At 60.1% G+C, this 13163-nt stretch carries 13 protein-coding genes; 6 read left to right on the top strand and 7 right to left on the bottom strand.

Going from position 1 to position 13163, the window contains the following annotated elements; all coding sequences use genetic code 11:
* Positions 1-58: 58 nt before the first annotated feature.
* On the bottom strand, positions 59-604 hold the full coding sequence (locus AC1RPZ_RS05450) for a twin-arginine translocation pathway signal protein (RefSeq protein ID WP_493135582.1): 546 nt from the start codon (positions 602-604) through the stop codon (positions 59-61).
* Between the two features lie 26 nt (positions 605-630).
* Positions 631-2061 carry a coniferyl aldehyde dehydrogenase gene (locus AC1RPZ_RS05455; RefSeq protein ID WP_493135584.1) on the bottom strand — a complete coding sequence of 477 codons (1431 nt, stop codon included), beginning with the start codon at positions 2059-2061 and terminating at the stop codon, positions 631-633.
* A 147-nt stretch (positions 2062-2208) separates the two neighbouring features.
* On the opposite strand from AC1RPZ_RS05455, the gene AC1RPZ_RS05460 reads away from it, so the two are divergent.
* Complete coding sequence (locus tag AC1RPZ_RS05460; RefSeq protein WP_493135586.1) at positions 2209-2880, top strand: TetR/AcrR family transcriptional regulator; 672 nt, start codon at positions 2209-2211, stop codon at positions 2878-2880.
* Between the two features lie 33 nt (positions 2881-2913).
* On the top strand, positions 2914-3768 hold the full coding sequence (locus tag AC1RPZ_RS05465; protein WP_493135588.1) for a sulfurtransferase: 855 nt from the start codon (positions 2914-2916) through the stop codon (positions 3766-3768).
* Positions 3769-3952: 184 nt separating this feature from the next.
* On the opposite strand, the gene AC1RPZ_RS05470 is transcribed toward AC1RPZ_RS05465, so the two are convergent.
* From AC1RPZ_RS05470 to AC1RPZ_RS05490, 5 genes are all read right to left on the bottom strand, one after another.
* Positions 3953-4951: a hydrolase gene (locus tag AC1RPZ_RS05470; protein ID WP_493135590.1), complete on the bottom strand. Its 999-nt coding sequence runs from the start codon at positions 4949-4951 to the stop codon at positions 3953-3955.
* Positions 4952-5023: 72 nt separating this feature from the next.
* Positions 5024-5632, bottom strand: a complete 609-nt coding sequence (gene rsmD / locus AC1RPZ_RS05475) for a 16S rRNA (guanine(966)-N(2))-methyltransferase RsmD (protein ID WP_493135591.1) — start codon at positions 5630-5632, stop codon at positions 5024-5026.
* Positions 5632-7122 (bottom strand): M16 family metallopeptidase, encoded by a 1491-nt coding sequence (locus tag AC1RPZ_RS05480; RefSeq protein WP_493135593.1) that lies wholly within the window; start codon positions 7120-7122, stop codon positions 5632-5634. Before AC1RPZ_RS05480 ends, rsmD begins: the two co-directional genes overlap by 1 nt.
* Positions 7115-8476 carry a M16 family metallopeptidase gene (locus AC1RPZ_RS05485; protein ID WP_493135594.1) on the bottom strand — a complete coding sequence of 454 codons (1362 nt, stop codon included), beginning with the start codon at positions 8474-8476 and terminating at the stop codon, positions 7115-7117. Before AC1RPZ_RS05485 ends, AC1RPZ_RS05480 begins: the two co-directional genes overlap by 8 nt.
* A gap of 151 nt (positions 8477-8627) precedes the next feature.
* Positions 8628-8822: a hypothetical protein gene (locus tag AC1RPZ_RS05490; protein WP_493135596.1), complete on the bottom strand. Its 195-nt coding sequence runs from the start codon at positions 8820-8822 to the stop codon at positions 8628-8630.
* Between AC1RPZ_RS05490 and ftsY the strand changes: the two genes are divergently transcribed.
* The 4 genes from ftsY to rpoH all read left to right on the top strand — a co-directional run bounded on the left by ftsY (position 8821) and on the right by rpoH (position 13022).
* Positions 8821-10368 carry a signal recognition particle-docking protein FtsY gene (ftsY, locus tag AC1RPZ_RS05495; protein WP_493135598.1) on the top strand — a complete coding sequence of 516 codons (1548 nt, stop codon included), beginning with the start codon at positions 8821-8823 and terminating at the stop codon, positions 10366-10368. The two genes, AC1RPZ_RS05490 and ftsY, sit on opposite strands and share 2 nt — an antisense overlap.
* On the top strand, positions 10365-11036 hold the full coding sequence (ftsE, locus tag AC1RPZ_RS05500; RefSeq protein ID WP_020295825.1) for a cell division ATP-binding protein FtsE: 672 nt from the start codon (positions 10365-10367) through the stop codon (positions 11034-11036). Before ftsY ends, ftsE begins: the two co-directional genes overlap by 4 nt.
* On the top strand, positions 11033-12055 hold the full coding sequence (ftsX, locus tag AC1RPZ_RS05505; protein WP_493135600.1) for a permease-like cell division protein FtsX: 1023 nt from the start codon (positions 11033-11035) through the stop codon (positions 12053-12055). The genes ftsE and ftsX overlap by 4 nt, the downstream gene beginning before the upstream one ends.
* A 112-nt stretch (positions 12056-12167) precedes the next feature.
* A complete protein-coding gene (gene rpoH / locus AC1RPZ_RS05510) occupies positions 12168-13022 on the top strand; it encodes an RNA polymerase sigma factor RpoH (protein ID WP_123426423.1) in 855 nt (284 codons plus the stop codon).
* The last annotated feature ends 141 nt before the right edge of the window (positions 13023-13163 follow it).

Here is a 13163-nt window from a genome sequence, read left to right on the forward strand (position 1 = left end):
CTGCAAAATCGCCAACAGATCGCAGCCTGCGGCAGCTCCTACCGGTGGTTGCGACGGTCTAAACCGTTGGCGGTCCCGGATACCCGCAATGTGCCCATGATTCGGCGCGGCTGTACCAAGCCATCGTCACCAGTTGCAGGATCGAGCTGTGGCCCATGCGCAACAGGCTCAGCGAGCTGTTTTGCCAGCGCTGGAGGAACTGGCGGATATCATCGCCGCTGGCGTTTTCCCAGTTGCCCCAAATTCCGGTCAGCGGTCCGCGAGTGACGGTCATGCCGAGTACGTCGAACAGTTGCTGGGTCAGCTTGAGCATTTCCGGCGACAAGTGATTGAGGCTGTTATCCAGCGATTGCAGGGTGCCTTCGAGGGCCGCTGAGACTTTTTCGGCGGCCACAGCTCCGTCGAGCATCACCGGGATCAGCGCGCGCAAGAACGGCAAATCACTGCTGCGCAGAATGGCGAAGCCGTTGGCTGGGGTGCTGGCCGAGCAACCGCTGAGGCTGGCGCCGAGGCCGGCCGTGGTCAGGAAGGCTGTGGCGCAGAGACTGAATTTGAGCAGGCCGCGCCGTGTCAGCACGGGGAATTCGGACAGGCTTGGGTTCATTATTGTTATTACCCGGTCATGAGGTGTCAGCGGATGAACAGCTTCTGGATCAGAAGCTGGATCGACTTGCCATAAGGCGGATAAATCAGCTTCGCCGCGTTAAAGCGCTGCTTGATCAGCACGCCTTTGGCTTTGCTGAAGGTCAGGAACCCTTCGCGGCCATGGTAATGGCCCATGCCCGACGCACCGATGCCACCAAACGGCATGTCATCCTGCGCGACGTGCAGCAAGGTGTCGTTCAGGCAGACGCCACCGGAATGGGTTTCGTTGAGGACGCGGTTTTGTTCGGCCTTGTTATAGCCGAAGAAGTACAGCGCCAGTGGACGTGGCCGTTGGTTGATGTAGGCAAACGCTTGGTCCAGATTTTTGTAAGGCACGATCGGCAGGACCGGGCCGAAGATTTCGTCCTGCATCACGATCATCTCGTCGCTGACATTCAGCAGCAGGCTGTGGCTCATGCGCCGGCCTTGATCCTGTTCGAACACCGGGATCAGCAGCGCGCCCTTGCTGGTGGCGTCGCTGAGGTAGCTGTGCAGCCGCGCCAATTGGCGTTCATTGATGATGGCGGTGTAATCCGGGTTGTCCGTGAGTGTCGGATAAAATCCGCGAACCGCCTGGCGATAGGCTTCGACGAAGGAGCCGACCCGTTCTTCCGGCACCAGCACGTAATCCGGCGCGACGCAGGTTTGTCCGGCGTTCAGGGTTTTACCGAAGGCAATACGTTCGGCGGCGTCCTTGAGCGGTACGTCGTGGGAAACGATGGCCGGAGATTTTCCGCCCAGCTCCAACGTTACGGGCGTCAGGTTCTCGGCCGCCGCGCGCATCACATGTTTGCCAATGCTGGTGGCGCCGGTGAATAACAGGTGGTCGAAGGGCAGTTTGGAGAAGGCCATGCCGACCTCGGCTTCACCCAACACCACGCACACCAGGTCTTCGGGGAACACTTTGGCCAGCAGCGTTTTGAGCAGTAGCCCGGTGGCCGGTGTGGACTCGCTGAGTTTGAGCATCACCCGGTTGCCCGCCGACAACGCGCCGACCAACGGGCCGATGGCCAGGTACAGCGGGTAGTTCCACGGCACGATGACCCCAACCACGCCCAATGGCTGATAAACCACCTTGGCCGCAGCCGGCTGAAAGGCGATTCCTACCTTGCGCGGTGACGCTTTCATCCAGCTTTTGAGGTGTTTGCTGGCGTAATGAATGCCGTGCAGGCTCGGCATCAGCTCGGCGAGCAGGGTTTCATCGGCGCTACGGTTGCTGAAATCCTGGCTGATCGCGTCGATCAAGGCCTGCCGCTCGTCACTCAACAGCTCACGTAATGCCTTGAGCCATTGCTGACGTTGCGCAGCCGGCGGCATCGGATGGGCCGCGTAGGCCTGACGCTGGGCGGCAAACAGATCGTGAAGCTCAGTCAATGGCTGTTGGGAGCTTTGCAGGTAGGCAATGTCGGCGGGCATGGTAGCTCCGGTTTTTTTTAGGATGAGGAAGTTTTTAGAGTCTATGCTCTAGAAAGTCAAATGACATCCTCGGGAAGCGATGATTTATCCGTCGGCGGATAGGTCGTAAGATGCCCGGCAACGCACTGAAGAATTAAAGCTCAAGCCATGGCCCCACGAATAAAAACCAGCGAGCGCATCGTGCAGAACAGCCTGGAGCTGTTCAATCAACAGGGTGAACGCAGCATCAGCACCAACCATATCGCCGCGCATATGGAGATTTCTCCAGGCAACCTGTACTACCACTTCCCCAACAAGCAGGCGATCATCGCCGTGTTGTTCAGTGAGTACGAAAGCCTGGTCGAGAGCTTCCTGCGCCCGCCCCAGGGCCGCGCCGCGACCGTTGAAGACAAGCGCTTCTACTTGCAGGAACTGCTGGCCGCCATGTGGCGCTACCGGTTTTTGCACCGCGACCTCGAGCACTTGCTCGACAACGATGCTGAATTGGCCGCCCGATACCGGCGCTTTTCCCAACGCTGCCTGATCCAGGGCACGGCGATTTACGCAGGCTTCGTCGAAGCCGGCATCTTGTGCATGGACAAGGTTCAGATCGAATCCCTGACGCTCAATGCCTGGATCATCCTCACGTCCTGGGTGCGTTTTCTGTGCACCACACGGGAAAATTCCAACCACCTCAGCGAGCAAGCCATTAAACGCGGCGTGTATCAGGTGCTGGTGCTGGAAGCAGGATTTGTCACGGAGCAAGCACGCGAGGCGGTCAATGGCTTGTTCGAGGAGTTTTACGTGCCGTTGGCCCAGGCTCTGGAAGAAGTGCAGTAGGATCGATCAAAAACTTAACCACAGGAGCCCGCCATGCCCATTGCGCAACTGATCAGCCCGAACGCCCTGGACCAGAAAAAAGACCAGGCCGGGCTGGTGATTCTGGATTGTCGTTTTGCCCTCGAAGACCCGGATTACGGCCAGCGCAGCTATGCCGAAGGGCATATCGCCGGTGCCTCGTTTGCTGATCTGGAACGTGACCTCAGCGGGCCAGTGGTCAAGGGCGTCACCGGTCGTCATCCATTGCCGACGCCGCACCACTTGATTCAGCGCTTGCAGGATTGGGGCATCAGCAACGACAGCGAAATCGTTTTGTATGACGACGGCCCCGGCATGTATGCCGCTCGGGCCTGGTGGTTGCTGGCCTGGCTCGGCAAGCGTAACGGCGTGTTCATTCTTGATGGCGGCCTCAAGGCCTGGCACGCGGCCGGTTTGCCACTAAGCCTTGATACCCCGGCAATCACCCGTGGTTCCTTTACCGGTGCACCGGACCACGCCTTGTTAGTGAGTGCCGAGAAACTGCAACAGCGCCTCGGTCAACCGACGCTGACCTTGCTCGACGCCCGAGGCCTGCCGCGTTTTCGTGGCGAGGTCGAGCCAATTGATCCGGTTGCCGGGCACATTCCCGGCGCGCAATGCGCGGCGTTCACGGAGAACCTGGGGGCCGACGGACGTTTCCTTCCCGCTGACCAGCTCAAGCAACGTTTTGCCGCGAAGCTGGGTGATCGCTCGCCGACCGAACTGGTGGCGTATTGCGGTTCCGGCGTGACCGCGTGCCATAACCTGTTTGCGTTGTGCCTGGCCGGTTATCCGTTGGCCTCGTTGTATGCCGGATCGTGGAGCGAATGGATCACCGATCCTGCGCGGGGCATCGCTACCGGCGACTAGTCACTGCAAATTCCTGTGGGAGCGAGCTTGCTCGCGATGGCGGACTGTCAGTCAACATCATTGTTGAATCTGACGGCCTCATCGCGAGCAAGCTCGCTCCCACATGGGGATTGGGGGGCTTTGAGATTCAAAACAGTCGGGCACTGCGATAAGCCCCTGATCGCCCGGATTGGCCTCCATGACCTTACTCGCGACCTGCGTTGGCCAGCCAATGCGGGATGCGCCGTTCCAGGTAATAGCCGGGGTTGCGGAACGTGCCATCGACAAAACCGACATGCCCGCCCTTGGCCTGCAATTCGAACTGCGTGCTGTCCGACAACTCGCTGGCTTGCGGCAAGCTGTGGAGAAACACGAAAGGATCGTCGGCCGCTTGAATGATCAGGGTCGGCGTGCGGATTTCACCGAGAAAATAACGGCTGGAGGCGCGGCGATAGTAGTCGTGTGCATCCTTGAAGCCGTTCAGCGGTGCGGTCACCCGGCCATCGAAATCCCAGAAAGTGCGCAGGTTCTCCAGTGAGCCGAGTCTGGCCAGGGTCTCCAGGCCCTCGTGGCGACCATCGTGCAGAAACTGTTGTTGCTTGTTCTTGATGTAGGTGAGCATTTCACGCATGAAGTGCGCTTGATAGATCCTGGAAATTCCTTGGCCGATACGGTCGGCGCACTGGTCCAGACGAAAGGGCACCGAGACCGCCACCGCGCCTTGCAACTGACTGTCACTGCCGGTTTCCCCCAAGTGCTTGAGCAACACGTTGCCGCCCAGCGAATAGCCGACCGCGTACAGCGGCGCCGAGGGGCGGGTGGCTCGAAGGTGGTTGATCGCCGCCGCGAGGTCTTCGCTGGCGCCGGAGTGGTAGCTGCGTGGCAACAGATTCGGTTCACCCGAACAGCCGCGCCAGTTCAGCGCCACGCTGGCCCAGCCTTGGGTGGACAGGGCTTTTTGCAGGCCGGCGACATAGGGTGAGTTTGAAGAACCGGTCAAACCGTGCAGCACCAGCACCAAGGGTGCATTGGCGCTGTGCGGTCCATGCCAGTCGAGGTCGAGGAAGTCGCCGTCGTCGAGCCACAGGCGTTCGCGTTGTCGATCCAGGTGCGTGGTTTTGCGCCACAGCGGTCCCCACAAGGTTTGCAGGTGCGGGTTGCCGAGGCCGAAGGCAGGGGTGAAACGATCTGGCGGTGTAGGCACGGTTGTTCTCGATGCAGCGGTGCGTATCCGGGGCTGTTGACCCCAGGCACGCACCTTGTTCAGGCCGGTGGATTAACCGGCGATCTCTGCCATACGGTGCCACAGCGCGTAGTAGACCCGCCCGGATTTTTGCTCCCGGTGCAGGCGCCAGCCCCCTGGCAGACCGAGGGTCGATGGCGCGGTTTCACTTTCAGTGTAGATCCAGGCGTCGTCGGCCAGCCATTGACGTTCTTCAAGAAGGGCGCAAATAGCAGGCAGCAAGTTTTGGTTGAACGGCGGATCGAGGAATACCAGGTCGTAGGCGGTCGCGGACTGGGTTTCCAGGTAGCGCAAGGCGTCGGCGGTCTGCACCTGGCCGGTGGTGCAGCGCAGCGTTCCCAAATGCTCTTTCAGGCTGGAAACCGCCAGGCTGCTGGCGTCCAGCGCCTGGCCCATGGCGGCGCCACGCGACAGTGCTTCGAGAAACAGCGCGCCGCTGCCGGCGAACGGGTCGAGCACTTTGGCCCCGGCAACGTACGGCGCTAGCCAGTTGAACAGGGTTTCACGCACGCGGTCGGGCGTCGGGCGCAAGCCCGGAGCGTCCGGGAAACTCAGGCGACGGCTGCGCCATTCGCCGCCGATGATGCGCAATTGGTTCACGCCGTTATGGACGTTATGAACAGGTTTTTTAGGATGGGCCATTAATGCTCCGGTACCCCGAGCGGCTGCTCGGCAGGTTTGTCAGTAGGGGCCGGTAACGGCTTTTGCGGCACGGTCGGGCCAGCGGAAACGATGACCATTTTGTCCGTGCTCAGGTGTTTGTTCATGGCCGCGGTGACCTGCTCGACGGTCAGGCTTTGCGACTGCTGCATGAAGTCTTCGAGGTAACTCAGCGGCAAATTATAGAAACCCATGGCGCCCAGTTGGCCGACGATATCGGCGTTGCTGGCGGTGGACAGCGGGAAACTGCCGGCCAGTTCACGCTTGGCGTCGTCGAGTTCTTTCTGGGTCGGGCCGGTTTTCAAGAAGTCGGCGAGCACGTCCTGCACCAGCTTGAGTGTCCCTTCGCTCATTTCGGCGCGGGTTTGCAGGTTGATCATGAACGGGCCACGGACCTGCATCGGCGTGAAACCCGAATAGACGCCATAGGTGAGGCCGCGCTTTTCCCGCACTTCGCTCATCAGTCGGGTGCCGAAGCCACCGCCACCGAGGATCTGGTTGCCCAAGGAGACGGCCGCGTAGTCCGGATCGTCACGGTCGATGCCCAGTTGCGCGAGCATCAGGTTGGTTTGCTTGGACGGAAACTCGATGTGGCCGATGCTGGCTTTTGGCTCAGTCGGTTGTTCGATTTTCGCCAGCGCCGGGCCTTTTGGCAGTGCGGCGGAAACCTGTGCGGCAATCGCTTCGGCTTCGCTGCGCGACAGGTCACCCACCAGCGCAATCACCACGTTGCCCGCAGCGTAGGCTTTTTCGTGGAAGGCCCGCAGTTGCGCCACAGTAATTGGCGGGACACTTTGCGCCGTGCCATCACTGGAATGCGCGTAAGGGTGGTTGCCATAGAGGCGCTTCATCAGTTCCAGGCTCGCCAGTTTGCCGGGGTTCTGCTTCTGGTACTCGAAGCCGGCGAGTAGCTGGTTCTTGGTCCGTACCAGCGAATCGGCCGGGAATGTCGGCTTGCCCACCACTTCAGCAAACAGCTTCAGCGCAGGTGTGCGTTTATCCACAGCACTCAAGCTACGCAGCGAGGCGACGGCCATGTCTTTGTAGGCGCCGTTGCCGAAGTCGGCACCCAGGCCTTCGAAACCTTCAGCGATCTTGCCGACATCTTTACCGGCGATGCCTTCGTTGAGCATCGCGTTGGTCAGCGCGGCCAGGCCCGGTTTGTCGCCGTCCTGGCTGCTGCCGGCGGCGAAGATCAGGCGCATGTCGAACATCGGCAGCTCCGGGGCTGCGACGAACAGCACTTTGGAGCCTTCAGCGGTTTTCCAGGTTTGCACGTCCAGCGTGCGGTGGCTCGGCGCTTTACCGTCGAGTTCGTTCAGTGATTGCAGCTTTTTGCTGGCCTTGGCCTGATCGAGGGCTTCGCTGGCGTTGGTCTCGGTCGAGCGGCTGAAGTAGAAACCGAGCGAGGCGACCAATGCGACGAGTACCAGGCCGATCAGGACCAGGCGTGGTTTTTTACTCTCACTCATGAGCGGTTTCCTCGGGCAGTGGCAGTACATGCGCAACGCTGAGACGTTCGCGAGTGAAATAGGTGCGGGCGGTTTTCTGGATGTCTTCCGGGGTCACGCTTTGCAGCTCGGCGAGTTCGGTGTCCATCAGTTTCCATGACAGACCAACGGTTTCCAGCTGACCAATGGCAGTGGCCTGACTGGTAATCGAGTCACGCTCGTAGACCAGACCGGCGATCACTTGCGCGCGTACCCGTTCAACTTCATCAGCCGATGGGGCGGTGGTTTTCAGCTGTTCGAGCAGTTTCCACAGACCGGCTTCGGTCTGGGCCATGGTTTTGTGTTTCTGGGTATTCGGCGTCGCCGACAAGGTAAACAGGCTGTCACCGCGGCTGTAGGCGTCGTAGCTCGACGAGCCGCCGGAGACCAGCTCTTCGCCGCGTTCCAGTTGCGCCGGAATGCGCGCGCTGTAGCCGCCATCAAGCAATGCCGCGATCAACCGCAGGGCGTTGACCGAACGCTTGTCTTGCGCGGTGGCGATGCTCGGTACGTTGAAGGCCAGCATCAGGCTCGGCAGTTGGGTCTGTACATGCAGGGTGATCTGGCGCTCGCCGGGTTCGGCCAGTTCCAGCGGAATCTTCGCCGGTGGCACGTCGCGTTTCGGGATTGCCCCGAAGTAGCGCTGAGCCAGGGCTTTGACTTCGTCCGGGGTCACGTCACCGACCACCACCAGCGTGGCGTTGTTCGGCACATACCAGGATTTGTACCAGTGGCGCAGCTCTTCGACCTTCATGCGGTCCAGGTCAGCCATCCAGCCGATAGTCGGCGTGTGATAACCACTGGCCGGGTAGGCCATGGCCTTGAAGCGCTCGTAAGCCTTGGCCATTGGCTTGTCGTCGGTGCGCATGCGGCGCTCTTCCTTGATCACTTCGATCTCCCGGCTGAACTCGTCGGCCGGCAGGCGCAGGTTGGCCATGCGGTCGGCTTCAAGTTCAAAGGCCACACCCAGGCGATCGCGGGCCAGCACCTGGTAATACGCGGTGTAGTCGTCACTGGTGAAGGCGTTCTCTTCGGCGCCGAGGTCGCGCAGGATCAACGACGCTTCGCCGGGGCCGACTTTCTCGCTGCCTTTGAACATCATGTGTTCAAGGGCGTGGGACAAACCGGTCTGGCCCGGGGTTTCGTAGCTGGAGCCAACCTTGTACCAGACCTGGGAAACCACCACGGGTGCCCGATGATCCTCGCGCACGACGACCTTGAGGCCGTTGTCGAGGGTGAACTCGTGAGTCGGTTGGGGGGCGGCAGCCAAAGCTGAAAGGGGCAGACAAACTGTGCTGAGCAGCAGGCCTGCGGCGCGGCGGGCTAGAGCATTCATTCGTTTTTAAACCTGTTGGGCTGCCCGCTTGGTCTTAGCGTCGGCGGGCTAGAGGGTGCTAGGATACTGATCCGTTTTACTGGCGGCCACGCCTATCAGGCCATTGTGCTTGATCAGGTTGAATAGGTTTGCGACGGAAGGCGCAGGTTTGTCAGCTAAACTCCGCTTTTTCGCCGATTTTTCCGGTCCAGTCCTTCGTGAAATCGATCCCTGAGGTGCTGTTGAGCACCCCGACAAAATGTTGCGCGTGAACAAGCTGGGTGAAACGCAGTCTGTTCTGCATCGAATATTTATTTGCCGAGGCGCCACATTGGCGCGTCGCTACCGTGAGATAGCCGTCCTCCATGTTTGGTTCCAACGACGACAAGAAGACCCCAGCTGCGGCTGGCGAGAAGAAAAGCCTGTTCGGATGGCTGCGCAAAAAGCCGCAGGAACCCGTCGTTGAACAGCCACAGCCACTTCCTGAGGTTGCGCCCGAGCCGGTAATAGAGGTTGCGCCCGCTGCACAAGCGCCGACCCCCGTCGTATTGCCGATAGCCGAGCCGGTGTTGCAACCGGTTGTCGAGCCTGCGCCAGTGGCCGAATTGCCGCGTGCGCCAGAAGTCGTACACAAGCCATGGTTGACGCTGCCGGTGGCTGAAGAGCCAGTGGCCTTGGTCGAAGACGAACTGGCGCCGCATGTCACGCCACCGATTCCTGCGCCGACAGTGGTCCAGCAAGCGGTAGAGCTGCTGGTGGTCGAACCGGTTCCAGTCATCGCACCGGCGGCTGAACAGCTGATTATTGATGAACCGGATCTGCCTGAGCCGGTGATTGTCGCATTTGTTGAGCCAGAACCTGCGCCAGTGCTTGTCCCAACGCCGGCACCGGTAATCGTCGCGGCACCGGTAACGCCGCCAGCACCGGTCGTTCCGGTGGCGGCCCCAGTGGAAGCCGAACCGGCTCGTACCGAAGAAACCAAAGCCGGCTTCTTTGCCCGCCTCAAGCAAGGGCTGTCGAAAACCAGCGCCAGCATCGGCGAGGGCATGGCCAGCCTGTTTCTCGGCAAGAAGATCATCGATGACGAACTGCTCGAAGACATCGAAACCCGTCTGTTGACCGCTGATGTCGGCGTCGAAGCGACGTCGGTGATCATCCAGAGCCTGACCCAGAAGGTCGCGCGCAAGCAGCTGGCCGACGCCGATGCACTGTACAAATCCTTGCAGGCCGAGCTGGCCAACATGCTCAAGCCTGTCGAGCAGCCGCTGAAAATCACCTCGCAGAACAAACCGTTCGTGATTCTGGTGGTCGGCGTCAACGGCGCCGGCAAAACCACCACCATTGGTAAGCTGGCGAAGAAGCTGCAACTCGAAGGCAAAAAAGTCATGCTCGCGGCGGGTGACACCTTCCGTGCGGCGGCGGTCGAGCAATTGCAGGTCTGGGGCGAGCGCAACAAGATCCCGGTGATCGCTCAGCACACCGGTGCCGACTCGGCTTCGGTTATCTTCGATGCGGTGCAGGCCGCCAAGGCCCGTGGCATTGACGTGTTGATCGCCGACACCGCCGGCCGCCTGCACACCAAAGACAACCTGATGGAAGAGTTGAAAAAGGTTCGCCGGGTCATCAGCAAACTCGACGCCGACGCACCGCATGAAGTGCTGCTGGTGCTCGATGCCGGTACTGGCCAGAACGCCATCAACCAGGCCAAGCAATTCAACCAGACGGTCGAACTGACCGGCCTGGCCCTGACCAAACTCGACGGCACGGCCAAGGGCGGGGTGATTTTCGCCCTGGCCAAGCAGTTTGGTCTGCCGATTCGCTACATCGGTGTCGGTGAAGGCATCGATGACTTGCGTACCTTTGAAGCAGAACCCTTTGTCCAGGCACTGTTTGCCGAGCGGGAGCGTGCATGATTCGTTTCGAACAGGTCGGTAAGCGCTATCCGAACGGTCACGTCGGCTTGCATGAGCTGAGCTTTCGAGTCCGTCGGGGCGAGTTCTTGTTTGTCACCGGCCACTCCGGCGCCGGTAAAAGTACCTTGCTGCGGCTGTTGCTGGCCATGGAACGTCCAACCACCGGCAAACTGCTGCTGGCCGGGCAGGACCTGGGCACCATCAGCAACGCGCAGATCCCGTACCTGCGTCGGCAAATCGGCGTGGTGTTCCAGAACCATCAGTTGTTGTTCGACCGTACCGTATTCAACAACGTCGCCTTGCCGCTGCAGATTCTTGGCCTGTCCAAGGCTGAAATCGCCAAGCGCGTGGATTCGGCCCTGGAGCGCGTGGCGCTTTCGGACAAGACCGATCTCTACCCGGGTGACCTGTCCACCGGTCAGCAACAGCGCGTCGGCATTGCCCGCGCCATCGTCCATCGCCCGGCCTTGCTGCTGGCGGACGAACCGACCGGTAACCTCGACCCGCGTCTGGCGGCAGAAATCATGGGCGTCTTCGAAGACATCAACCGTCTGGGCACCAGCGTGCTGATTGCCAGTCACGATTTGGCGCTGATCGCCCGCATGCGTCATCGCATGCTGACCTTGCAACGTGGCCGATTGATCGGCGATGGGGAGGCCGGGGTATGAGTGCTACACGCAGTCCGAAGGTTTCCGAGCGCGTGGCCCCCAAGGCCGCAGATCCGCAACCGCAGAAGAAAAAACGCGACGAAGATGACGGTCCGGACTTCAGCACCTTGCTGCGCGCCTGGATCGAAAGCCACCGCGCCAGTTTGCTCGACAGCCTGCGGCGCCTGGGCAAGCAGCCGATCGGCAGTTTCTTCACCTGTCTGGTGATGGCCGTTGCCCTGAGCTTGCCAATGGGATTGTCGTTGCTGCTGAACAACGTCGAGCGTCTGGGCGGCTCCTGGCAGCGTGCGGCGCAGATCTCGCTGTACCTGCAACTTGACGCCAGCGCCAATGAAGGCGAGCAACTGCGTGAGCAGATCAAAGGCTTGCCGGGCGTGGCCGATGCTGAATACATCAGCCGCGAACAGGCGCTGGAAGAGTTCCAGCAGCAGTCCGGTCTGGGCGAGGCGCTCAAGGAGTTGCCGCAGAATCCGCTGCCTGGCGTGGTGCTGGTCACCCCGAACGAAGTCGACAAAGCGACCCTTGAAGCATTAAGACAAAGACTTTCCGCACTGCCGAAGGTACAACAGGCGCAACTTGATCTAGTCTGGGTCGAGCGTTTGGCGGCTATCCTCAAGCTGGGCGAGCGGTTTGTCTTCGGTCTGACCGTGTTGCTGGTTTCTGCATTACTTTTGGTGATAGGCAATACCATTCGTCTTCATATTGAAAACCGCCGCACCGAGATAGAAGTGATTAAACTCGTCGGCGGCACTGACAGTTATGTGCGTAGGCCTTTTCTGTACATGGGCGCGCTTTATGGCTTCGGTGCAGGGATTCTTTCCTGGGGTGTTCTGGCGTTCGGCCTGAACTGGTTGAACGACGCAGTGGTTGGACTCGCCGGCCTGTATGGCAGTAATTTCGCGTTGGCCGGGGTGCCGGTTGCCGATGGTCTGTCACTCTTGCTAGGTGCGGTGCTGTTGGGGTATATCGGTGCTTGGATTGCGGTAGCACGCCATTTGAGAGAGCTTGCACCGAAGTAGTGTCTTTTTGCTTGTATGACCTTTCAGCGTGTAGGGGAACTTGTCCTTCGGTTCCCAGTCAATTTTCGCAGTGCTGAACTGCACGAGTTATGTGAGTCGGAGGTTTTTTCGTATGACCACTTCTTTGCAACCTGCTTATGCGCTGGTCCCAGGTGCGAACCTGGAGGCTTATGTGCACACGGTGAACAGCATTCCATTGCTGACACCGGAGCAGGAGCGTGAACTGGCCGAGAGTCTCTACTATGAGCAGGATTTGGGGGCGGCTCGGCAGATGGTGCTCGCCCACCTGCGTTTTGTTGTACATATTGCCCGCAGCTATTCCGGCTACGGCCTGGCCCAGGCTGACCTGATCCAGGAAGGTAACGTGGGGTTGATGAAAGCGGTCAAGCGCTTCAACCCGGAAATGGGCGTGCGTCTGGTGTCCTTTGCGGTGCACTGGATCAAGGCTGAAATCCACGAATTCATCCTGCGTAACTGGCGCATCGTCAAGGTCGCCACGACCAAGGCCCAGCGCAAACTGTTCTTCAACCTGCGCAGCCAGAAAAAACGTCTGGCGTGGCTGAACAACGAGGAAGTCCATCGCGTGGCTGAAAGCCTCGGCGTAGAGCCGCGGGAAGTTCGCGAGATGGAAAGTCGCCTGACCGGCCATGACATGGCTTTCGACCCGGCCGCGGAAGCGGACGACGACAGCGCTTTCCAGTCGCCGGCCAACTATCTGGAGGACCACCGGTACGACCCGGCCCGTCAACTGGAAGATGCCGACTGGACCGACAACTCCACCAGCAACCTGCACGAAGCGCTGGAAGTGCTGGACGACCGCAGCCGCGACATCCTCTACCAGCGCTGGTTGGCAGAAGAAAAAGCCACGCTGCACGACTTGGCGCAGAAGTACAACGTGTCGGCCGAGCGTATTCGTCAGCTCGAGAAGAGCGCGATGAACAAGCTCAAGCTGTCGATTGCGGCTTAAGCTGTAGCGCAATAAAAAACGCCCCGATCATTGATCGGGGCGTTTTTGTTTGAAGATCAAAAGATCGCAGCCTTCGGCAGCTCCTACAAGGGAATGCGTACACCCGTAGGAGCTGCCGCAGGCTGCGATCTTTTCGCCGTG

This window comes from Pseudomonas sp. GW822-FHT02D10, assembly GCF_058802345.1.